Below are 22,503 nucleotides of genomic sequence, written 5' to 3'. Positions count from 1 at the left end.
GCCCCATGCCATGTAGGTCGGATTAGCGCTTGCGCGTAATCCGACACCATAGTCGGCGCTTCCTGTCACGCCACCTTATTTGCCACCAGCTCCAGCTGGTGCCGCATCTCCACCGACTGCACCAATAACGCCCGGATATCGTTAATCAGGTTGAACTCCGTCTGGTTCAACTGGATCGGCGGGAAGCTGTCGTCCCAGTCGCCGTACAGGAATCCCGTGGGGTGGCCGTTGGCCGACAGGGGCAGCACGACGAAGCTGCGTGCTTCCGACAGCGTGGCTTTCCACCATTGCGGCAGCTTGGCGGCAAATTTCGGGTCGCGCGCGTTGTCGATGAAGATCACGCGGTCGCTGTTGAGGGCCGCGTGGAAGACGTTCGGTTCATATGCGTCGCCAAACACCATCAGGTCCTGCAGGTCGGCCATGCCTTCGCCCATGCTGATGCGCGCCGAATACAGATGATCCCTGTGGTTGCGCACGAATGCCACCGAGCGTGAAAAATCGAAGCCCTGGTGCAGCGTTTCGAGCGCCATCGAGACCATCTGTCCCGGACTGGCGCTGCCGATGGCGCCGCGTAGGTCGGCCAGGCCGCCTATTAATACGCGGTTGCCTTCGGCGCGCATGCGCGTCGATGCCAGCTGGCGCGCGCGCCGCTCGGCCGGTTTCGACAGGGGCGCAATCGACAGGTCGGCTGCCGCCATCGCCTTGGCCTTGTCCACGGCGATCACCAGATCGGTCGATGTGATGCCCAGGGTGCCCGCATAATCGTCGATCAGCGCGTGCACCTGCGCCGCACCGGCCGCATCGTCATGCCACAGCGAGTCGGCGCAGCGCGCCGCCATCGTCGACAGTCCGGCCATCCAGTCGGCGCCGCTGACGGGGGAGTTGTCCGGCGACGGGTCCATCGGACGCATGCCGTTGATCAGGTGCTGCGGCAAGCCCCAGTGGGCGGCCGTGGCATAGCCCACTTCCGGCAGCGACAGGCCGAGGATTTCGCGCGCGGCGGCCGCCTCGTTGCCGGGACCCGCATGCGCCTGCATGCGCGCCCAGAAGTCCGTCATGTAGAACGTCACCATCATGCGGCCCAGGGTGTGCAGCATCGAGCAGACGACAGCCTGTTCCGCCTGCAGGCTGCCGGCGCTGGTGGCCACCTGCTGCGCCACCATCCCGGCCAGCACGGCCTTTTCCATTTCCACGTGGGCGCTGACGGAGTCGGGCGACGCCTGCGACAGTTCCTCGATCAGTTTCAGTCCCAGCGCCAGGTGGCCGATGGCGTCGATGCCCAGCACCAGCACGGCCTTTGAGACCGTATTGACGCGCTGGCCGAAGGCCGAATACATGCCGCTGTTGGCCAGGCGCAGTACCTTGTGCGTGAGGACAGGGTCGGACAGCACCGTTTGCGTGATGTCGAATTCGTGGTCATCCTCGCCGCGCATGGCGCCCAGGATGGCGCTGATGGCTTTCGCGAAGCCGGGCATGTCGCCCTGCTGGCGCGTGCGCGCCCACAGCAGGTCCAGGGTGTTTTTGCCGAGCTGTGTCGGCGCCGTGAAATGACCTGGATTCATTGCACCCCTCCGCGCGGTTCATTGGCAGACGGCGCAGGCACCAGCGCCGCATAGGTTTTGTCGCTCAAGGCCGATAGCGCGGCGTGGGCCGGCATCGGCTTGCCCGTCAGGTAGCCCTGCACATACTGGCAGCCGCGCGACTCCATGAAATGCATCTGTTCCTCGGTTTCCACGCCCTCGGCCACCACGGACAGGTTCAAGTGTTTGGCCAGGTCGAGAATGGTGTTGCAGATGGCCGCATCCTTGCTCGATTCGGGCAAGTCCTTGATGAAGGTGCGGTCGATCTTCAGCACGGAAATGGGGAAGCGCTTCAGGTACGCGAGCGAGGAATAGCCGGTGCCGAAATCGTCGATGGCGATGCGCGCGCGGCGCTCCGTCATCTTGACGAGGATGGTTTCCGCATGCACGGGGTCGATCATCAGGGTGCCTTCCGTAATTTCCAGCACCAGGTGTTCGCCCGAGAGTCCCGAAAACGCGATGGCGTCATCGAGCACGTCGAGGAATTTGTCGTTGCGGAACTGGCGCGGGCTGATGTTGACGGAGATGTACAGCGGCCGCCTGGCCACTTCCTGGAACTGCTTGAGCTGTACGCAGGCCGCTTTCAGCGCCCAGGCGCCCAGCAGGTTGATCAGGCCATTGGCTTCGGCAATCGGGATGAAGCGCACGGGCGGCACCAGGCCCAGGGTCGGGTGCTTCCAGCGCATCAGGGTTTCGAAACCCTGGATCTGCCGCGTGTGCGCATCGACGATGGGCTGGTAAAAGAGTAAAAACTCGCCTTCGCGCACGGCGTGGAACATCGCCGCTTCCAGCGAAATATCGTGTTCCGACGGGCCATTCAGGCGCGGGCTGTAGACCAGGCAGCGGGCCTTGCCCGTTTCCTTGGCGCGCGACATGGCCGCATCGGCCAGCGCCACCAGGCGCACTTCATCTTCCGCGTGCAGCGGATAGATCGAGACGCCGACGGAGGCGCCCACGTAGATCGTGTGGCCGTCCACTTCGAAAGGCGCCTGCAGGGTGGCCAGCAGGCGGCCCGTCACCAGCTTGATCTGCGCGTCCGTGGCGCTGCCGGGCAGCACGGCGACGAATTCATCGCCGCCCACGCGCGCCAGGGTGTCGCTGTCGCGCAGGGTCTTGCGCAATCGCGCGGCGGCCAGGCGCAGCACGGCGTCGCCGACGGGGTGGCCCAGGCCATCGTTGACCTTTTTGAAGCCGTCGAGGCCGATGGTGGCGACGGAAAAGCCCTGGCCCGAACGGGCGGCCTGGGCGATCACCATGCGGATGCGGTCCGACAGCAGCAAGCGGTTCGGCAAGCCCGTGAGCGCGTCGTGCGTGGCCATGTGGCGCAGCCGTTCTTCCGTATTGTGCTGGGCCGACGTGTCGCGCCCGACCACCAGCAATTCGGCCACGCCGGCCGCATTCATATAAGAAGACAGGCGCAGCTCGAACCAGATTTCCTGGTCCGGCGTTTGCAGGCGCACTTCCAGGCGGCCCGGTTCGGCCAGGGCGTCTTCCAGCGCCGCTTGCAGCGCAGCGCGCGACGCTTCGGCGGCCAGCGGCAGCAGCAAGTGGCCGGACAGGCCCGATGGCACGCCAAACAGGGTGGCCGCACGCTTGCTGGCAAACAGGATCAGGCCGTCCGTATCGAGCCGGAACACGACGTCGCCGGCCTCTTCCATGAGGTTGTCCAACTCGTGGCGAGCCTCGCGGTGGGCGGCGGATGGGGTACTGGAAAACATCGTGCTGGCTTTTACCTTTTTATTATCAGTGCCGGCGCTCGCTGCAGGGCAGGGCGCCAACGGAAAGAGTGCATCGTGCGTGAGGCGTGCCATAGGGCCGAAAGAGCGGCTATCGGAACGCGATCCACACGAAATGTATCATTGAAAAGCACCCGATTACATGAAATAGAGCAACATTGCTTCAGGTTTTGTAAATATTCCTGCCTTCCATGAAAAAAATCATGCCGCGCGACATCCGCAGGCATTTTCATTCCACATAGAAACATTTATCTGCGCCTGCCTTCACTGGCGCGCTTGCCCCGCCATGCGCTTTGCGCTAGTCTGGCTGGCAGACGGTGTTGACGGTGCGCCAGCGACGGCAAGGGCGCCATGATAACAAATCGCGGGAGACTCCCATGAATGCCTTTGACACGCATGAAGTTTTCAACCAGGCCACGCCTTTTGAAAATGTCAATCTGTTCGCCTGCGATCCGGCGCTGATCGAAGCGCTGCTGCGCGAGGGCGGCGGCGCGGCGTTGCAGGAGATCGATGCGCTGGGCGAAAAACTGGGCCGCGCCGAGACCTATGCGCTGGCGCGCCTGGCGAATATCCACACGCCCGAGTTGCAGCAGTTCGACCGCGCCGGGCGCCGCATCGACGAGGTGCTGTTCCATCCGGCCTGGCATGAGCTGATGGCCATCCTCGTGGGCGCGGGCGCGCACGCTTCGCCGTGGGCCTCGCCTGGCCCAGGCGCCCAGGTGGCGCGCGCGGCGGCCTATCTATTAGTGGGGCAGGTGGAAAACGGCACGCAGTGTCCCGTGACGATGACGTATGCCTCGGTGCCGGCCTTGCGCCAGGCGCTGGACCTGCCGCACATCGCGCAGCGCTGGCTGCCGAAAATACTCTCGCGCGAATACGATCCCCGCTCCCTGCCCGTGGAGCAGAAACGCGGCGCCCTGGTGGGCATGGGCATGACGGAAAAGCAGGGCGGCTCCGATGTGCGCAGCAACACCACGCGCGCCGTGCCCGTGCCGCCGGCCGAGGCGCAAGCCCTGTTCGGCGGCGAGGCCGGCGGCGCCTGGCGCATCGTCGGCCACAAGTGGTTTTTCTCGGCGCCGCAATGCGACGCGCATCTGATCCTGGCGCAGGCGGAAGAGGGCGGATTGTCCTGTTTCTTTTTGCCCCGTTACCTGCCCGACGGCAGCCGCAACGCCATCCGCGTGCAGCGCCTGAAGGATAAGCTGGGCAACCGCTCGAACGCCTCTTCCGAAGTGGAATTTACCAATGCCTACGGCTGGCTGGTGGGGCAGCCGGGGCGGGGCATACCCACCATCCTGGAAATGGCCAGCCACACGCGCCTCGATTGCGTGCTGGGTAGCACCGGCATCATGCGCGCCGCCTTGAGCCAGGCGCTGCACCATGCGCGCCAGCGGGCCGTGTTCGGCAAGCCGCTGGCCGAGCAGCCGCTGATGCAGAACGTGCTGGCCGACCTGGCGCTGGAATCGGAAGCCGCCACGGCCTTTGCGCTGCGCCTGGCCCGCTGTTTCGATGAAAAGGATGATCCGCAGCAAGCGATGCTGGCGCGCGTGCTCACGCCGGCCGGCAAGTACTGGATCTGCAAGCGCGGTCCCGGTTTCGGCTTTGAGGCGATGGAAGTGCTGGGCGGCACCGGCTATGTGGAAGATGCGCCGCTGGCGCGCCTGTACCGCGAACTGCCCGTCAATTCGATCTGGGAAGGTTCGGGCAACGTCATGTGCCTCGACGTTTTGCGCGCCTTCGGCAAGTCGCCGGCCGCGCGCGACGCTCTGGCGGCCGAGCTGGCGCTGGCCGGCGATGACGATGCCATTTTGGTGGACTACCGCGCGCGCCTGCTGGCCGACCTGGACGGGCCGCAGACGGACGAATTTGGTGCGAGGCAATTATCCGAGCGCATCGTGCTGGCCGTGCAGGGGGCCTTGCTGCTGCGCCATGCGCCACCGTTCGTGGCGCAAGCGTTCCTGCAATCGCGGCTGGCGCAGGCACCGGGCGGGGCGTATGGGCGCTTGCCGGCCGGCACCGATTGTGCGGCGATCCTGGCGCGCACGCTGCGCGAGTACTGAGTTTGCCTCGGCCCGGGTACGCAATTATTTCGAAAATTCCGGCCACAGGCGGGCTGGGGGCTGGGATAATGCTGCAATCCATCATTTTATCGATACACAGCGCGCCTGCGGCCCAGGCTTGCCGCCGCGCCAGATAGCAGAGAAAGAAAAATAACATGAAACAAGATCCACGCTTCCCGAATTTGTTCATTACCGATCACCCTTTGATCCAGCACAAGCTGAGCCACATGCGCGAGCACGATACGTCGACGCGCACCTTCCGCGAATTGCTCAAGGAAATCACCTTGCTGATGGGCTATGAAATCACGCGCGACCTGCCGCTGACCACGCGCGAAATCAAGACCCCGCTGGTCACCATCGACGCGCCCGTCATCGCTGGCAAGAAACTGGCCATCGTGCCGATCCTGCGCGCCGGCATCGGCATGAGCGATGGCTTGCTGAACCTGGTGCCATCGGCGCGCGTCGGCCACATCGGCGTGTACCGCGATCCTGCTACCCACATGCCGGTGGAATACCTGGTGCGCCTGCCTGACTTGAACGAGCGCACCTTTATCTTGTGCGACCCGATGGTCGCCACCGGCAATTCGGCCGTGTATGCCGTCGACGTGCTGAAGAAGCGCGGCGTCACGGACGAACAGATCATCTTCCTGGCCCTGGTGGCCGCACCGGAAGGCGTGACCGTGTTCCAGAACGCGCATCCGAACGTCAAGATGTTCTGCGCCTCGCTCGATTCGCACCTGGATGACCACGCCTATATCGTGCCGGGCCTGGGCGATGCCGGCGACCGCATCTTCGGCACCAAGTAAGCCAACTCAGGCGAGTATTGCGATGGCAACCTTGATCGATCCGGATTTCCGCGCGCGTTTGCGTGCCCTGAATGAAAAATATGCGGCTGGCGTGCCGGCCCTGTTGCAGGCGATCACGCAGGCAAGCGGCCGCTGCGACAGCGAAGGCCCCCGCCTGGAACCCTTGACGGAGCTGCACCGCGCGCTGCACGCGGTGGCCGGCTCTGCCGCTACCTTTGGCTTTGCCGCGCTGGGCCAGGAATGCCGGCGCATCGAGCAGCTGGTGCGTGCCATGCTCAATGCCCCTGCGCAAGCGGTGGCGGAATGGCCCGCCGTGCGGGCGCAAGTGGTGGCGCTATTGGACTGGGCAGGGCGCGATGCGGCCGCCAGCCACTTTACGGTGTGAGTGACCGCGCCATAGTAATGTGGTTGCAATGATTCATTTGATACAACGCAAAGCACCCGCGTCGCAGATTAGGATATAGTGTGTCCATGCCGCTGGTACAGGGCGCCGCAAGACGGGGATTTGGCTATTAAAGTAGTGTTCGCAAGTTTATTTTGCGAAAGAATGGTTTTTCTCAGTTTTGTTGGTATAATTGGGCATCGTTGGATTCGAGGTAGTAGTGCAGTTTGTCTGTCATTTCTTTCTTGCTTCAAACGATATAACGGGCGCAAGCCCAACTTAACTGAAATAGGAAATTGTAATGGCAACTGGCATCGTAAAATGGTTCAATGATTCGAAGGGTTTCGGCTTTATTACCCCTGACGAAGGCGGCGAAGATCTGTTCGCTCACTTCTCGGCTATCCAGTCGAACGGCTTCAAGTCCCTGCAAGAGAACCAACGCGTTTCTTTTGAAGTGACCGCTGGCCCTAAAGGCAAGCAAGCTTCGAACATTCAGCCAATCTAATACGCTGGATCAAACGAAATAAAGAAATCCTCGGTCTCCGAGGATTTTTTTTTCGCCTGAATTTCCGTGAGGCACCGGTTTTGCGTGGGCTGCGCGTTCTTTTTGGCGTGCTTGCGTCGCCGTGTAGGTCGGCTTGGCGCTTGCGCGTAAGCCGACAATGGGGATGTGTCGGCTTACGCTACGCTAAGCCGACCTACGCCGACCTGCGCCAACTAATGCTGATCCGGCTGCCAAGGTTGTTTCCTCATACGTTACGACGCCGGACAAAACCGTCACGAGCGGAAGGCAAAGGTGGCCGAGAAGTGCAACCGGGGGCGCCTAGTCGGTGAGCATCACAGGGCGCCTATGCCGACGCGCAGCAGGTTTGGTCCCGCGTCCTCAGATAGCCCGTTCGCGCCAGTAATCTGGCTGGGCATATGAATGCCTTAAAAAATCCACGAATGCCCGTATGCGCAGCGGCAAGTGGCGGCGCTGGGCGAACACGGCGTAGATGTCGTTGCCCGGCGCGGCGAACTGATCGAGCACCGTCACCAGTTGCCCCGAGGCGATCTCCGCACCCACTTCCCACATCGAGCGCCAGGCCAGACCCTTGCCGGCCAGTGCCCAGTCGTGCAGCACTTCGCCATCGTTGCAGACCATATTGCCCGCCACCTTCAGAATCACATTCTTGCCGTTTTCGCGGAAGGTCCAGCCCCGCTGGCTGCCTTCGCTGCTGATCGCCAGGCAATTGTGTTTCGCCAAGTCGGCCGGGATGTGCGGCGTGCCCGCCCGTTTCAAATAGGCGGGCGAGCCGACCAGCACGCGTTGGTTGTCGGCCAGCTTGGTGCTCACGAGCGAAGAATCGGACAGGCTGGCGATGCGGATGGCCACGTCGATGCCTTCACCGATCAGGTCGACGAGGCGGTCGTTCAGGTTCAGTGACACCGTCACGTCGCGGTGCTCGGCGACAAACGAGGGGATCAGGGGCGCCACGTGCTGGCGGCCGAAGCCGGCTGGCGCGGAAATGAGCAAATGGCCGCTGGCCTTCACGCTGCGCTCGGCCACGGCCGCTTCCGCCTCTTCCAGTTCGCCCAGGATACGCTGGCAATCCTCCAGGAAGGCGGCGCCTTCATTCGTCAAGGCCAGCTTGCGCGTCGTACGCTGCAGCAATTTGACGCCCAGGCGCTGCTCCAGCGCGTCGAGGCGCCGGCCTATCATGGCCGGGGCGATCCCTTCCGCGCGGGCGGCAGCCGACAGGCTGCCTTTGGCGACCACTTCCACGAACGTTGATATTTGTCTGAACTGGCCCATGTTGTGCTCCTGTAATGCCATCACTTGTGATAAAAACGCATAGATGAAGTGATTTTTAATCTCGTTTCCATGCCTTATAGTGCAATACTATAGAACAAACGCGCCGCCCTGCAGAGTGTTTTTGCGGCTCTGTCCAGCTTGTCCGCGCAGTCGTTCAGCATATACTTGGATCACCAGATTACCTTTGCCTATATTTATTAAAAACCGGAGAACTTCATGACGCAGAATACGATCGCACTTCCAGAAGGCATGCAAATCACGGGGGAAATCGCCCCCGGCTATGAACAGATTTTGACGCCGGCGGCGCTGGTGCTGGTGGCCAAGCTGACGCGCGCGTTCGAGCCGCGCCGCCAGGAATTGCTGGCCGTGCGCGTGGAACGGGCCAAGCGTCTCGATGCGGGCGAGCGTCCTGATTTCTTGCCAGAAACCGCGCACATCCGCGACGGCGACTGGAAGATCGCGCCGATCCCGAAGGCGCTCGAATGCCGCCGCGTGGAAATCACGGGCCCCGTCGAACGCAAGATGGTCATCAACGCCTTCAATTCCGGCGCCGACAGCTACATGACGGACTTCGAGGATTCGAACACGCCGAACTGGGATAACCAGCTGACGGGCCAGATCAATATGTTCGACGCCGTGCGCAAGACGATTTCGCTGGAGCAAAATGGCAAGTCCTACAAGCTGAACGACAAGATCGCGACCCTCGTCGTGCGTCCGCGCGGCTGGCACCTCGATGAAAAGCATGTGCTGGTCGACGGCAAGCGCATTTCCGGCGGCATTTTCGATTTCGCCCTGTTCATGTTCCATAACGCCAAGGAGCAACTGGCGCGCGGCGCCGGTCCGTATTTCTACCTGCCGAAGATGGAATCGCACCTGGAAGCGCGCCTGTGGAACGATATTTTCGTCATGACGCAGAATGAACTGGGCTTGCCACAAGGCACGATCAAGGCGACTGTGCTGATCGAAACCATTTTGGCGGCGTTCGAGATGGATGAAATCCTGTATGAGCTGAAAGAACACAGCTCGGGCCTGAACGCGGGCCGCTGGGATTACATCTTCTCGTGCATCAAGAAATTCAAGCTGGACAAGGATTTCTGCCTGGCCGACCGCGCCAAGGTCACCATGACGGCACCGTTCATGCGCGCCTACGCCTTGTTGCTGCTGAAAACCTGCCACAAACGGGGCGCGCCAGCGATTGGCGGCATGGCAGCCCTGATCCCGATCAAGAACGATCCGGAAAAGAACGACATCGCCATGGGTGGCGTGCGCAACGACAAGGCGCGTGATGCCACCGACGGCTACGACGGCGGCTGGGTTGCCCATCCGGGCCTGGTGGAACTGGCCATGGGCGAGTTCACCAAAGTGCTGGGCGACAAGCCGAACCAGATCGAGAAACAGCGTCCCGACATTGATGTGAAAGCGTCTGATCTGCTGAACTTCCAGCCGGAAGCGCCGATCACGGAAGCGGGCTTGCGCTACAACATCAACGTGGGCATCCATTACCTGGGTAGCTGGCTGGCCGGCAATGGTTGCGTGCCTATCCACAACCTGATGGAAGACGCGGCCACGGCCGAGATCAGCCGCTCGCAAGTGTGGCAGTGGATCCGTTCCAGCAAAGGCGTGCTGGAAGATGGCCGCAAGGTCACGGCCGAGATGGTGCGGGCCATGATTCCGGAAGAGCTGGCCAAGGTGCAGCGCGATGCGCCGTGCGGCAACGGCCCGACCTATGTGCGCGCCGGCCAGATTTTCGAGGAAATGTCGACGTCGGAATCGTTCGCCGAATTCCTGACCTTGCCGCTGTACGAGGAAATCTGATCCTGATCAAATAGATCGATAAAAAATCCCGGCGATGCCATAAAGCATCTGCCGGGATTTTTTATTGCAGAGGGATCCGCTTAAAAATTATTCTTCCACATCCGCAAGGCCGCGAATGCTTCCACGGGCGAAGCGTCGGTGGCCAGCTTGCCTTCCACCTTCAGGCTGGTCAAGATCGCCGGTTCACGGTAGCGCAGGAAGGGATTCGTGGCCTTCTCGAGGGCGATGGTCGATGGCACGGTCGATAAACCTTGCTGGCGCTTTTCCGTGTCGATGGCGATGCGTTCCTGCAAGGCCACATTGCCCGGCTCGACGGCGTTGGCAAAGCGCAGATTGGACAAGGTGTACTCATGCGCGCAAAATACCTCGGTATCGTCGGGCAGGGCGGCCAGCTTGCCCAGCGAATCGGCCATCTGGCCCGGCGTGCCTTCGAACAGGCGGCCGCAGCCGCCGGCAAACAGGGTGTCGCCGGAAAACAGCCACGGCGCGCCGCTGCGCTCGTCGCGCTGGCGCACGTAGGCGATATGCCCCTTGGTGTGGCCGGGCACGTCGATGACGGTCATCTGCAAGCCCAGCTCGGGCACATAGGCGACATCGCCTTCGGCAAGCGGTTCCGTGATGGCTGTGATAGCCTCATTGCGCGGGCCGAAGACGGGAACGGCGAAATGCTGCAACAATTCAGGCACGCCACCCGTGTGGTCGGCGTGGTGATGCGTGAGTAAAATGGCGGTCAAGGTCAACTGATGGGCTTGCAGCGCATCGAGAATGACCATCGCGTCGCCAGGGTCGACGACGGCGGCGTGGCGGCCGTCATGGATCAGCCACAGGTAATTGTCGGCAAAGGCGGGCACGGCAAGTACCGATAAAGCGTGTTCAGGGGAATTGGTCATGAGCAAAAGAGAAAACTGAATGGACAGTGTGGCATCCGAAAAATCCATTATAGCGCTTGACGGCTGGCTGCAGACGCCGGCCGGTCTGTACGTGCGCGCCTGGGAGCAGCAATGTCTCGACAGCCTGACTGTCGATATCTTCGGTTTTAATGCCGTGCAGATCGGCTTGCCCCAGCTCGACGCGCTGGCGGCCAACCGCATGCCCAACAAATGGCTGCTCGATGCGCGCCTGCCTTCGCTTCCGCCGCAGGAGCGCCGCCTGACGCTGGTGTCGGCATTCGATGAGCTGCCGTTCGATTCGCAAAGCCTGGACCTGGTGGTCTTGCCGCACGTACTCGAATTTGCTGCCGAGCCGCACCAGGTCTTGCGCGAAGTCGAACGCGTGCTGATACCGGAGGGGAGGGTGATCGTCTGCGGCTTCAATCCGGCCAGCCTGTGGGGCGCGCGCCAGGGGCTGGGGCGGGTCACGGGACGCCATTACCTGCCGCAGGCGGGCGAGCTGATCTCTATGCCGCGCATGAAAGACTGGTTAAAATTGCTGAACATGGGCGTCAGCCAAAGCCACTTCGGCTGCTACGCACCAGCTTGCAGGACAGAAAAATGGCTGCGCCGCAACGCCTTCATGGACAAGGCCGGTGCGCGCTGGTGGCCATATCTGGGCGCAGTGTATATAGTGCAGGCGATCAAGCGCGTCAAAGGGATGCGTTTGATCGGTCCGGCGTGGACCAAGAAACCGGCGACGGCGCCCGCAGGCGCACCGGTCACGAATAAAAGGCGGGAACAGCAAGATGGATAAGGTTGAGATTTATGCCGATGGCGCATGCAAGGGCAATCCGGGCACGGGTGGCTGGGGCGCGCTGATGGTTGCCGATGGCGCCAAGAAAGAAATTTACGGCGGGGAATTGAATACGACGAATAACCGCATGGAATTGAAGGCCGTGATCGAAGCCTTGACGGCGCTCAAACGTCCGTGCCAGGTAGTGCTGTACACCGATAGCCAGTACGTGCAGAAGGGCATCAGCGAATGGATCCACGGCTGGAAGGCGCGCGGCTGGAAAACGGCGGCCAAGGCACCCGTGAAGAACGTCGACCTGTGGCAGGCGCTCGATACGGCCCAGGCCGTGCATGAAGTGGAATGGCGCTGGGTGCGCGGCCATAATGGCCATCCCGGTAACGAGCGAGCCGATCAGCTGGCCAACCTTGGCGTGGAAACGGTACGTGCCTGATAACTAAATTTCTGCCCTGAAGCAGCGGGCAGGCCGTAACCGGAGGGCACAGGTTTGCTATACTGTGCCCTTCGCTTTTTGCTTTTACGACTGAATCTGCCATGCGTCAAATTGTTCTCGATACTGAAACCACCGGCCTGAACCCGCGCACGGGCGACCGCATCCTGGAGATCGGCGGGGTCGAACTGAACAACCGTATGTTGACGGGGAATAATTTCCATCAATACATCAATCCCGAGCGCGATTCGGAAGAGGGGGCGCTGGCCGTCCACGGATTGACGACGGAGTTCCTCAGCGACAAGCCAAAATTCGCGGAAATCGCGGAAGAGTTCCGCGCGTTTATCGCCGGCGCCGAGCTGATCATCCACAACGCCCCGTTCGATATCGGCTTCCTGAATGCGGAATTCAAGCGCCTGAACCTGCCGCCAGTCCACGAGCAAGTGCATGGCGTGATCGACACCCTGGTGCAGGCGAAGGAAATGCATCCGGGCAAGCGCAACTCGCTCGATGCCCTGTGCGACCGCTACGGCGTCTCGAACGCCCACCGCAAGCTGCACGGCGCGCTGCTCGACTCCGAATTGCTGGCCGACGTCTACCTGGCCATGACGCGCGGCCAGAATAGCCTCAGCATGGAAGAAGAGGTGGAAGTGGCCGCCGATGGGGCCGCCCTGGAAATCGTACCGCTGGCCGAAGTCATCTTCCAGAGCGCCACGGCCGACGAGCTCGCCGCCCACGAAGCCACCATCGCCGGCCTCGACAAGGCCGCCAAAGGCCAGTGCATCTGGACCGCCGTCACGGCGCCGCCAGCGGCCGCCTGAGAAAGAAGCGGGGCACGATAAATTTCCTCTCGCCAGCCCTTGCAGATGCCGCAACACCTATGCGATAATTTGCCTCGCTTCGGGAGGTTAGCTCAGGGGTAGAGCACTGCATTCACACTGCAGGGGTCGCAAGTTCGAAACTTGCACTTCCCACCAAGAATTCGTTTGATATCAAAGGCTTACACTAATCTAGTGTAGGCCTTTTTTGTTTGGTATGAAAAAAGTATGAAAAATCCGCTTCGGACCTGCCTGGACGAGGCCGGACAACGGACAATACAATTACTGGATAAGCGCGCAGAGGGATACTTCTCATCTGGGCGTTAAGCGGTCTGTATGTTGCTTCCCGGTACCGGACTTCAATTGCTTGGCAGCGAAGTGTGTATCCCCATGACGCCAAAAAATACCGGAAAATCCGCATTCTGGGTTAGTGCCGTTCAGTTAACGTTTTGTTTCGACATTCGAACACTGTAACGTCGAGGCGATGTCTACCTGCTCGATCCTATTGTCGATCTGGCATTCACCCAATCTTACTAGGCCGCATGCTCAACTTACGATACGTGCATGCCTAGACAATTACGCGTACATAAGGGGCATCAGTGTTCGGGTAAACGGTTGAGTAAACTGGCCATAGCGCGGGGCGATTTCGCCATCGGTTGGTCCACATGTTGGCGTAGTTGAAAATAAGCTCGGGATTATAAATGGACGCGATCACGCGCGCGATTGCAATCTGATCGGGGTGAGAATGGATTTTCCCGTTTGTACTGAAAGCGAATCGCTTGCATTGTATTCTGCTCAGGAGGCTCGTAGAAGTATTTGCTTGGCTACCATGGTGCGATATTTTCAACAGGTCGATCTGCAACTTGCGTCCAGGCCAGAATTTCTCCAGTGCCTCGCAGATCACATCAGCATGAGCATCGCCAGATAGCAGAATGCGCTTTTCTCCGTAGTTCAACAAGAGTGCAATACTGCTGGCATTTGATGCGGATTGATCCGCAGGCGTTCTTTTCTCGAGCAGGCTAGCGTGAGATGGCGGTGGCCAGCTGTCATGTCGCCCTAGGCGATCACGCGGCCCGGCTTTCTCGTCATTGAGCATGCAGACGCCGCCGTGCTTAGCCAAGGCGGTCAACTCCTTCCGTGAGGGCGATAAAATTTCGACGGTAAGACCACCCCTCAGCGAGATTGTGTTCGCCCAATTTGAGCAAACGGCGTTTCCGTGAAACTCCTTATTCCACGGAAGCTGCTGCTCCACGATCAGGCGAGCGAGCGTGTCACTATGCTGTGGGCCAAGCATGTCTTGAGGTACAAGGTGCTTATTGCCGTTAAACCAGATGTCGTTGATGATGAGCCAGTCTGGAGCTTGCTCCAAAAGCGCGATGATGCCACCTATGTGATCATAGTCATAATGGGTTACCACAATCGCTTCAAGTGTCAAGATGCCGTTGGTGCGCGCTGCGGCGAGAACATCCATCAGGTTCCTTAATGACGAGGCGGGCCCCCCATCAATGAGCAGATGTCGGACGGTATCGTGCCCATAGCTCACCAGCATTGCGTCACCATGTTCGGCTTGGAGCAGCTTGATATCGAAATCCCCTGTCATGCTGATGGCTCTCCCAAGTAGACGTCAGCATCGCCGAAGGCAACCAGTACCATCCCGAACGCGTTATCTTTCGCCAGAAATTCGCGGCGCATACGGTTAATCAGTTCACCGATTGTGATTGACGCCTGATCGCTCGCGGCGGCAAGCAATTTTGTAGTCAGATCGGCAGCAGCGATGTTAGCGAACCGCCCAAGGACGCTTGTGAGGGCCCCAATCACGACCTTGGCCCCGCCGCGCAATAATATGGCCGGCAATCCTGTACTAGCGCTGAATCCAATGGCGGAATTGCAACCAATCACGATGACAATTGGGCCGGAATTTCCGACATGTGGACGACCAATGGCACCCAGTCCAAGTTTTTTCTTGTCGCCAATATACAAGTGTTTATTGTCAATATGCGGCACTAGTACGAGAAGCCTAGGGTTCAATGCAATTATGCTTTGCTCCCATTCCTCCCAACTGTGGCGGCGCCAGCCCTTGATCAACGCCTCCACATCCGCGTTACGGGTGATAGAGAACGTTGATGGAACTTCATTGTTCTCAAACTCGTCAGCGCTGTCGGAGGCCGCAAAAAGCGCGCGTCGCAGATCAGAAATTCGATCCCGGCGTGCAAGATCGGTCGCTTGTTTTAACCAGAGTTTTTTGTCCATATTGCGGTCCCAGGTGCGTCGTTCAATGACTGCGGTAACACCCGCGAAACCCATCGGGCAGAGCTGTTGGCGTGCAGCTCTGATCTCGCAATTAGGCACGGCCACACCGGAAGTAAGGCAAGCCGCACGATTTGAACATAGGTGTGCGTCCTCGTTGTTGGGCAGTACGCCCTCGTACAGGTACTCGAGAGGGAAGTGCTCGTTGGTCGGAGTTGTAAGCTGTACGCGCCTCATCGTTGTTGGCCAGTTGGGCGCGAAGTCCTTCAATGCATCCAACATAATTTTGCCGGAATTTGCTAGGTTGTATAGTGATACATTGAACGGAGCTTCCGGCTCGAGGCATGTGGCAAGTTGGGCCAGAAGATCATCCCTTACTTTCATCATATCCTGATATTCATAATCACCCAGATGTATGCCGTCGTCGGTCAAGATGGTTGCGCTGGGCTCGCCGTCCATTCCATCTTGAATCACCAGTGAGACATCAAACTCGTTCTTGTTGTGCTCGACCGACGAATTCAATGCTTCGACAAAGAACTCAATCGCAGTGCCGGCGTGGCCGCGCATTCTGGCCGTCTGCAGAACACATGTGCGTTCGCTGACGACGAAGGATAAATCGATCATACGATCAGACGGTATCGTGTAAAGGAAAACCGCCGGGGTCGATGCGCCCGACCGTGGCAAGAGTATGGGAACGGAAATTGGTTTCGCTCCGGCTTCAATCAGGTGCACTTGCAGCACTTTTTGATCTCCAGTCCAATCTAGGTTTTGTTCTGGAAAGACTGGAGTGGCGAGCTTCAAGGGTGTGACGGGTTGGATACGGATATGGATAGCGACCACGCCAATCAGAGGAAACGTCGTAATAGGTAGCCCGCTATGTTCGACCCGCGCGTCGATTACCCTAACGGAAGGTGGGGAGGACTCCATCCTTACCGCTTCGATTTCCAGATTTGGTGGTCGTTGAGTGCGGGGCCTCGCTTGCTTGGAAATCTTGGCTGAGTTGATAGGGGATGTACTATTTTGTTGTTCTGCCTGTGCCGTAGATCTCGTCGCGCTCGGGAAGAAGGTACGGTTGGAATGAACCATAAAGGCTTGGGTGGAAGCGAGGAAGATTGCATGTCGCTCTACCAATTTGTTTGCCTCGGCCATTGCTTGGTCGACGGGTAACTGTGCCGCGATCCCCGCCCCGAACGTTTCAAGCCAGCGTTCGACGTTGGGCTGGTCCGAGCGAAGAAATATGGCACATTGCGCTCCAGTAGACGCGCGTATCGTATCGATATGCGGTATAACGGCTGCGCGGGACCGATCAAGAACGATCAATAGTTCGCTTGAAAAAGGTTGCTGAAGGAAGTCTGCAAGGGTGGCTACGGCAATGGTCGCCGGTCGAGTAGATACACTCCAACGCGCTGTGGGGAGGGATTTGATCAGTGAGCCTGTCGTTTCAGCCAGAATTGCCGATGAGGTAATGCAAACGCCCTGCTTGGTCGACGCGGCTGGGCGGCGAGAACGACGATCGGCTGGCCATTCGCTAAAGATGCGCTCGCGGGCGAACGCGCGACCCAAGTCGTCCGCAATGTCATGCATGGATAGCGTGGCATCCCAAGAGCATACGTTACGTAATATCTTAATGCGTAGGTCACCACCGCGACGCGCGATTACCGTCTTGAATGCATTTGCCACCTCTAGCGCAACATCGAGGCTAAGCCATTCTGACGCCTCAAGCACTGCTGGATCACCACCCCACTCGACTACGCCCGACGCTGTAACCGCATTCCGCATAATCATCGAAGCTGCGCTGGGATGATGCCACCATGTCCAATTACCCTGCGCTAAAAGAATCCCTAGCCCTGCACGGATCGCAGGCCCCAGCCCGGCGTCCTCGCCCAACCAATCGCTGTCATTGTTGATCATTTACCATCCACTTGCCAAAGATGGTTGATATTTTAGCACTGGAATTAAAATTTACTCACGGAAATGTTTTTTCTCTGGATAAAGCATAGAAACGGGCATCATGCAGGCATGGGAAACTGGTTTCTCGAAGCGGAGTATGTGGCAAGTTTGTTGTGAATTCCAGTGGGAACTCCTGTGTATTACTGCACGACTATCGATCACCTTCTAAAATCATGTTTTTCCCTGCCTCGACGATTTCCCTGCTTGGTCTGCACTCGCGCAAACGCGATGCGCGCTCAACGTCAATTCGTTCCGATTCGGGGTGTTCGTCAGTTTTTGCGTGCGCTAGATGTGAAGTTGCAAGAGGTTATTCGGACTAAATCAGAGCCATCGACGGAGAGAAGTCATGGACGGTTTGGAAGACAACGAAGCACTTGCACCTGCACAAGGCAAGTTCGAACGGGACATGGGACTGGTCCTGCTTGCCGCCCCGCTTGACTCGTGTACGGTGACCATCATGTTTAACGCGGACGAGAGCGAGGTGCCTGTTTTGTGCCAGCGACAGGATGCCGTGCGGCAACGCACGCCTGCATCCATTGCAGGATTTCACTCTTGAGCCAGGCCGATGAGCGGCCTTTGAGTTTTACCGGGGCCGGGAAGGTGCCCTCCTTGATGCCCTCATAAATGCTGCTGCGGGATTTCCCGCAGGTGGCCAGCACTTCAGCCAAGCGGATGAAACGCTCCTCATTGAGCGTTGGAGTTGCGGGTGGCTCTAGGGGGGAAGGAAATGCGACTTGGGTCATGGTACGCTCCTTTCGCTCCTCAGCGAGTGAGACAGGTTCGGTGCCAGCATGGCGGCAAAGACTCAGATCGGTTCGTTGAGGTCGTGTCGCCAGTGGCGGTGTGTCGACATTGTATTCACAATCATTATTCCGAAAATACGTGGTCAGTATTGATGGCGCATACGGCTAATGCAACTGGAATCAGGCGGGTATATCGATTGGATCAAAGGTGTTTGCAGGTCACCGCCACAAGGGCATCTGATGGTCTGTGCAGTTTTAGCTGCTAAAAATAGGTGTATGCAAGTGCACCGGTTTAATCTAGATCAAGATGGGAGCAGCTGGGTCGCGCAACTATATATGCTGTGCTCCAGCGCGGCGATGAGTCGCGCGCAACAGGTGAGGAGGTCAGCATGGCTGACATTATTCAGTTTCCAGCTGTTACCAAGAGCAAGGACAAGGCATGCTCGCCTGCGCCTGGACAACGATCTGCGTCACAGCCATCGACAAATGGCCCTAACGTACGCCAGATAATATGGGTTCTGACCGTGCTGTGCTGGCCATTGCTGCGCTTCATCATGGTGTGCGACGTGCTGTTCCAGCTGCTGCGCGCGCTGGTGCTGTGGGATACGCCGGGCGCGCATGCCGGATGGACCTTGCTGCTGCACTATGCCTTCTTCTGCTACCTGACCTGGTTCGTGGCGTACGGTAATCCGGACCAGTCGCGATGAAGAAGGCCTCCGCGCCGCCAGGTGCCGCCAGCGGCCGCGCGCCGGAGGGCAGGCCGCTGGCGCTTCCGCTTGAGCATATTGATGAAGACCCGCTGCAACCGCGCTCGGCCGAGAATCCGGGCTTTACGGCGAACAGCCTGGCCGAACTCGCCGCCTCGATCCGCCTGCGCGGCATCAAGACGCCGATCTCCGTGCGCCATCACCCCGACCTGCCCGGCCGTTACATCATCAATCACGGCGCGCGCCGCTATCGCGCATCGCGGCTGGCACAGCTGGCGACCATCCCCGGCTTTATCGACGACGACTACAGCGAGACCGACCAGGTGGTGGAAAACCTGCAGCGCAACGAGCTGACGGCGCGCGAGATCGCCAACTACATCGGCCGCGAACTGTCGAAGGGGCTGAAGCGTGGCCAGATCGCCAGCAACATCAGCAAGTCCGCCGCCTTCGTGACGCAGCATGCGGCCCTGCTGGACTTGCCGGAACCGATCGCCCTGGCGTTCAACGAGGGAAGGGTGCGCGACGTGACGACCGTGAATGAACTGGTTACGGCCTACAAGTCGCACCCGGGCGAGGTCGCGGCCTGGATGCGCGAGGGCGAGCCGGAGATCACGCGCAGCGCCGTCAAGCTGCTGCGCGCATTTCTCGGGGCGAAGTTTGGCGAGGAGGAAGCGGTTACTCCCGGTACCGGCAACGCCACAGCCGTGCCATCTGCCGCCGGTCCGCTGGCATCTGCGCAGGCCACTCCTGCCGCGCAGGCTGGCGCCAGCCGCTGGCGCTGCACCGGCCTCCTGGTGCGCCATGGACAGGGCGAAGGCGTGCTGGTGCTGGGGCGCCGGCCTGGCGGGGAAGGGCTGGCCTGGCTGCGGCGCGCCGATGGCGTCGAAGTGGAGGTGGCGCTTGCCGGGCTTGTGCCGCTCAGGCTGCTCGGTGCCGGGGATTGACGCAACCATGCCCCATGGCGCGTGTCGCGCGGATCAGGGCTGGTGCTACACTTTGGCTCTTGCGCGCTCCTGCAGCTGCCGCCGGCGTGTCTTGAAGTGCAGACGGAACCGTCTAATTATTTGCCACATGACCATGAATGACTTGTTGACCTATATCGTTGCCATTTTCAACCTGCCCAGCCAGGCCGTGATCGAGCGGCGCGACATCGCGCAATCCTCCTGGCAGGAAGATGGCTTCGAAGTACGGCAGGAAGTGGCGACCTATTATTTCAGCAATGGCGTGGTGGTGCGGCGCACGTCCGAGGAAGACAGCTTTCCATCACAGGCGGCGTGCGCGGAATGCTGGATCACGTACGAGGTGCCATCGAACGGACGGGCGCCGGTCGAGGTGCTGCCAGCGGTCAGGCGGTTTGACAGTGCCTGCCGCGAAGCATTCTGGTTGAAATTCCACAGCGCCAACTGAGCCGCTACCTGCTTGGTGGTGTCCGCCAGCCATTCACTGGAATGTCTGCAATACAGTCTATGGGCTGTAAAATAGAATTACAGCCTGTTTCTTGTAATTGCGTTTCACAGTTCCTATACTGTAGATAAACATCCCAGGACACGCCATGGACTATCCGATCCGATCCCTGCAGCAGTTGCGGCCGATTCTCGTCGGCTTCCGCAAGCAGGCTGGCCTGTCGCAGCAGGCGCTGGCGGAGCAGCTGGGCATCACGCAGCAAAGCTATGCGCAGATCGAAGCCAATCCTGCTTCCACCAGCGTCGAGCGCCTGTACACGGTGCTGCGGCTGTTGGGGGCCGAATTGCTGCTCTCGCCAGCCGGGCAGCCATCCCCGGATGCCGCCATGGCGCAGGAGGCAACCGATGCGGGGCCGCCGGCCGCCCGCCTCGCGCGCCAGAGTGCGCCTGGTCCCGCGCGGCCGGAAGCGCCGGCAAGGCAGGAACCTCCGCCATCGGCCAGGGAGCGCTGGTAAGCCATGGACCGGCGAGCGCATGCGCAGCGCCTGAACCTGTGGCTGAACGGCACGCCGGTTGCCTACTGGGATGCGTCCGCTGGCACCTCTTCATTGACCTACTTTGACGCGTGGATCGAGGACGAGGCCGGGCGGCCGCTGTCGCTGTCGATGCCTTTCAAGCCGCAGGGCGGCTCCTATCGCGGCCCGCTGGTGCAGAATTATTTCGACAACCTCCTGCCTGACAGCGAACCGATCCGCCGCCGCATGGCCCAGCACTTCCAGACCGGCGGCATCGCGCCATACCAGCTGCTCGCTGCGGCCGGGCGCGACTGTGTCGGCGCCATCCAGCTATTGCCGCCCGGCGAGGTACCCACGGATCTGTTTACCATCACGGGCGAGGCGCTGGACGAGGCTGGCGTGACGAGGATACTGCGCAACACGGTCGCGGAAGCCCCGTTCGGGCATGCCGGCACAGAGCCGGACCTGCGCCTGTCGATTGCCGGCGCCCAGGAAAAGACGGCCTTGCTATGGCATCGCGGCCAGTGGCATCGTCCCACCGGCAGCACGCCGACGACGCACATACTGAAGCTGCCCATGGGGCTGGTGGGGAATATGCGGGCGGACATGCGCACCTCGGTGGAAAACGAATGGCTGTGTTCGCAGATCATGCACGCGTTTGGACTGTCCACGGCGCCTTGCCGCATCGCCACTTTCGAGGGCCTGAAGACGCTGGTGGTGGAGCGCTTCGACCGCAGGCTGTCGGGCGACGGCAGCTGGATCGTCCGGCTGCCGCAGGAGGATTTTTGCCAGGCGACTGGCACTCCGCCCCTGCACAAGTACCAGGCTGATGGCGGGCCGGGCATCAGCCGCATCATGGATGTCCTGCTCGGGTCTGCGCAGGCCGAGGCAGACCGCCGCCGCTTCTTCAAGACCCAGCTGGTGTTCTGGCTGCTGGCGGCGACCGATGGCCATGCGAAGAACTTCAGCATTTTCCATTTGCCGCACAGCCGTTTCCAGTTGACGCCGCTCTACGACGTGCTGTCCGCCCATCCCATCATCGGCCCCGGCGCGCACCAGTTGCCGCGCCAGAATGCCCGGCTGGCAATGGCCGTGCGCGGCGCCAGCAACCATTATCACCTGGAGCAGATCCAGCGGCGCCACTGGCTGAGCCAGGCCCGCCAGGCCAGTTTCGGCGTGGCCGCGGCGCAGGACGTGATCGACGAGGTGCTAGGGCATGCCGATGCGGTGGTGGCCGCCATGTATGGCTTGCTGCCACCCGGCTTTCCCGCGGATCTTGCCGATGCCATTCTCCAGGGCATATCGCGCCAGGCGCGAAGGCTCAGGGACATGTCGGATGACGAAGCAGGCGCAGCGCCAGTTTGATGTGTACCACATCGCAGGCATTTAGCTGCCCAGCGGCAAGTATCGCGTCTTAAAATGGCCCATCGCCGAACGAATCGGCCGCTGTCACGTCCTACCGATAAACAGGAGCGTATTGATGAAGCAAAGAGTCTTGGTCATGAACGGGCAGCGCCTGCTGCAAAACGAGCAGGGCGGACAGTGGGCCACAAGCAAGGTAGATAAGGCCGGGGCGATCAAGCCCGGCATCTACGATATTTATCTTGCGGGTGACGCTGACAAGGCCAAGACGTATGCCGGCGTCATCGTGCACGCCGATGGCGCCAGCGTGTACCAGCAAGTCGGGAAGACATTGGTCAAGCACGCCGCCAGCGATTTCGCTAAAGTACCTGGGACGGGTATCGATACCAGTGTCAGCTACGAGGACGGCCAGGCGCACAGCAGCAGTGTCAGCGTCAAACAGGGGCGCAAGCTGAGCCGGTAGGGCAGAGC

At 60.3% G+C, this 22,503-nt stretch carries 21 protein-coding genes and 1 tRNA gene; 15 read left to right on the top strand and 7 right to left on the bottom strand.

Going from position 1 to position 22,503, the window contains the following annotated elements:
• Positions 1-65 precede the first annotated feature (65 nt).
• Both BLT98_RS03380 and BLT98_RS03375 read right to left on the bottom strand, forming a co-directional pair.
• Entirely contained in the window at positions 66-1,562 is a 1,497-nt protein-coding gene (locus BLT98_RS03380) for an HDOD domain-containing protein (RefSeq protein ID WP_070280694.1), read from the bottom strand.
• Positions 1,559-3,298, bottom strand: coding sequence for a putative bifunctional diguanylate cyclase/phosphodiesterase (locus BLT98_RS03375; protein WP_092605247.1), 1,740 nt, complete (start codon positions 3,296-3,298; stop codon positions 1,559-1,561). The genes BLT98_RS03380 and BLT98_RS03375 overlap by 4 nt, the downstream gene beginning before the upstream one ends.
• A gap of 395 nt (positions 3,299-3,693) precedes the next feature.
• Here BLT98_RS03375 and BLT98_RS03370 point away from each other — a divergent pair, with 395 nt between their 5' ends.
• The 4 genes from BLT98_RS03370 to BLT98_RS03355 all read left to right on the top strand — a co-directional run bounded on the left by BLT98_RS03370 (position 3,694) and on the right by BLT98_RS03355 (position 7,069).
• The gene (locus BLT98_RS03370) at positions 3,694-5,376 is read left to right on the top strand and encodes an isovaleryl-CoA dehydrogenase (RefSeq protein ID WP_092605245.1); all 1,683 of its coding nucleotides are present in this window, start codon (positions 3,694-3,696) and stop codon (positions 5,374-5,376) included.
• Between the two features lie 155 nt (positions 5,377-5,531).
• Positions 5,532-6,182 (top strand): uracil phosphoribosyltransferase, encoded by a 651-nt coding sequence (gene upp / locus BLT98_RS03365; protein ID WP_010398816.1) that lies wholly within the window; start codon positions 5,532-5,534, stop codon positions 6,180-6,182.
• A gap of 22 nt (positions 6,183-6,204) precedes the next feature.
• The gene (locus BLT98_RS03360; protein WP_092605243.1) at positions 6,205-6,567 is read left to right on the top strand and encodes an Hpt domain-containing protein; all 363 of its coding nucleotides are present in this window, start codon (positions 6,205-6,207) and stop codon (positions 6,565-6,567) included.
• Between the two features lie 298 nt (positions 6,568-6,865).
• On the top strand, positions 6,866-7,069 hold the full coding sequence (locus tag BLT98_RS03355) for a cold-shock protein (RefSeq protein ID WP_010398811.1): 204 nt from the start codon (positions 6,866-6,868) through the stop codon (positions 7,067-7,069).
• 378 nt (positions 7,070-7,447) lie between these two features.
• Here the strand turns inward: BLT98_RS03355 and BLT98_RS03350 are convergent, their stop codons facing one another.
• Positions 7,448-8,359 (bottom strand): LysR family transcriptional regulator, encoded by a 912-nt coding sequence (locus BLT98_RS03350; RefSeq protein ID WP_092605241.1) that lies wholly within the window; start codon positions 8,357-8,359, stop codon positions 7,448-7,450.
• 216 nt (positions 8,360-8,575) lie between these two features.
• Here BLT98_RS03350 and aceB point away from each other — a divergent pair, with 216 nt between their 5' ends.
• A complete protein-coding gene (aceB, locus tag BLT98_RS03345) occupies positions 8,576-10,174 on the top strand; it encodes a malate synthase A (protein ID WP_092605239.1) in 1,599 nt (532 codons plus the stop codon).
• A gap of 80 nt (positions 10,175-10,254) precedes the next feature.
• Here aceB and gloB read toward each other — a convergent pair whose 3' ends face one another.
• On the bottom strand, positions 10,255-11,064 hold the full coding sequence (gloB, locus tag BLT98_RS03340; RefSeq protein ID WP_092605237.1) for a hydroxyacylglutathione hydrolase: 810 nt from the start codon (positions 11,062-11,064) through the stop codon (positions 10,255-10,257).
• A 19-nt stretch (positions 11,065-11,083) separates the two neighbouring features.
• Here gloB and BLT98_RS03335 point away from each other — a divergent pair, with 19 nt between their 5' ends.
• From BLT98_RS03335 to BLT98_RS03320, 4 genes are all read left to right on the top strand, one after another.
• Positions 11,084-11,860, top strand: a complete 777-nt coding sequence (locus BLT98_RS03335; RefSeq protein WP_034784446.1) for a class I SAM-dependent methyltransferase — start codon at positions 11,084-11,086, stop codon at positions 11,858-11,860.
• The gene (gene rnhA, locus BLT98_RS03330) at positions 11,853-12,290 is read left to right on the top strand and encodes a ribonuclease HI (protein ID WP_034784447.1); all 438 of its coding nucleotides are present in this window, start codon (positions 11,853-11,855) and stop codon (positions 12,288-12,290) included. Before BLT98_RS03335 ends, rnhA begins: the two co-directional genes overlap by 8 nt.
• Before the next feature lie 101 nt (positions 12,291-12,391).
• A complete protein-coding gene (dnaQ, locus tag BLT98_RS03325) occupies positions 12,392-13,108 on the top strand; it encodes a DNA polymerase III subunit epsilon (protein WP_034784448.1) in 717 nt (238 codons plus the stop codon).
• Positions 13,109-13,189: 81 nt separating this feature from the next.
• Positions 13,190-13,264, top strand: a tRNA-Val gene (locus BLT98_RS03320).
• Between the two features lie 409 nt (positions 13,265-13,673).
• Here the strand turns inward: BLT98_RS03320 and BLT98_RS03315 are convergent.
• The 3 genes from BLT98_RS03315 to BLT98_RS03305 all read right to left on the bottom strand — a co-directional run bounded on the left by BLT98_RS03315 (position 13,674) and on the right by BLT98_RS03305 (position 18,045).
• The gene (locus BLT98_RS03315; RefSeq protein WP_092605235.1) at positions 13,674-14,705 is read right to left on the bottom strand and encodes a ComEC/Rec2 family competence protein; all 1,032 of its coding nucleotides are present in this window, start codon (positions 14,703-14,705) and stop codon (positions 13,674-13,676) included.
• Entirely contained in the window at positions 14,702-17,263 is a 2,562-nt protein-coding gene (locus BLT98_RS28595; RefSeq protein ID WP_139179010.1) for a hypothetical protein, read from the bottom strand. Before BLT98_RS28595 ends, BLT98_RS03315 begins: the two co-directional genes overlap by 4 nt.
• Before the next feature lie 500 nt (positions 17,264-17,763).
• Positions 17,764-18,045 carry a helix-turn-helix transcriptional regulator gene (locus BLT98_RS03305; protein ID WP_092605231.1) on the bottom strand — a complete coding sequence of 94 codons (282 nt, stop codon included), beginning with the start codon at positions 18,043-18,045 and terminating at the stop codon, positions 17,764-17,766.
• A gap of 389 nt (positions 18,046-18,434) precedes the next feature.
• Between BLT98_RS03305 and kleE the strand changes: the two genes are divergently transcribed.
• The 6 genes from kleE to BLT98_RS03280 all read left to right on the top strand — a co-directional run bounded on the left by kleE (position 18,435) and on the right by BLT98_RS03280 (position 22,495).
• Complete coding sequence (kleE, locus tag BLT98_RS29070; RefSeq protein WP_170846273.1) at positions 18,435-18,752, top strand: KleE stable inheritance protein; 318 nt, start codon at positions 18,435-18,437, stop codon at positions 18,750-18,752.
• Complete coding sequence (locus BLT98_RS03300) at positions 18,749-19,696, top strand: ParB/RepB/Spo0J family partition protein (protein ID WP_092605229.1); 948 nt, start codon at positions 18,749-18,751, stop codon at positions 19,694-19,696. The genes kleE and BLT98_RS03300 overlap by 4 nt, the downstream gene beginning before the upstream one ends.
• A 133-nt stretch (positions 19,697-19,829) precedes the next feature.
• Entirely contained in the window at positions 19,830-20,159 is a 330-nt protein-coding gene (locus tag BLT98_RS03295; protein WP_139179004.1) for a hypothetical protein, read from the top strand.
• A gap of 145 nt (positions 20,160-20,304) precedes the next feature.
• The gene (locus tag BLT98_RS03290) at positions 20,305-20,670 is read left to right on the top strand and encodes a helix-turn-helix transcriptional regulator (protein ID WP_092605225.1); all 366 of its coding nucleotides are present in this window, start codon (positions 20,305-20,307) and stop codon (positions 20,668-20,670) included.
• Between the two features lie 3 nt (positions 20,671-20,673).
• Entirely contained in the window at positions 20,674-22,035 is a 1,362-nt protein-coding gene (locus tag BLT98_RS03285) for a type II toxin-antitoxin system HipA family toxin (RefSeq protein WP_092605223.1), read from the top strand.
• Between the two features lie 115 nt (positions 22,036-22,150).
• Entirely contained in the window at positions 22,151-22,495 is a 345-nt protein-coding gene (locus BLT98_RS03280; protein ID WP_092605221.1) for a KfrB domain-containing protein, read from the top strand.
• Positions 22,496-22,503: the final 8 nt, after the last annotated feature.

The sequence above is a fragment of the Janthinobacterium sp. YR213 genome (assembly GCF_900099875.1).
GTDB classification, from domain to species: domain Bacteria; phylum Pseudomonadota; class Gammaproteobacteria; order Burkholderiales; family Burkholderiaceae_D; genus Janthinobacterium; species Janthinobacterium lividum.
This window is presented reverse-complemented; position numbering and strand designations above follow the sequence as displayed.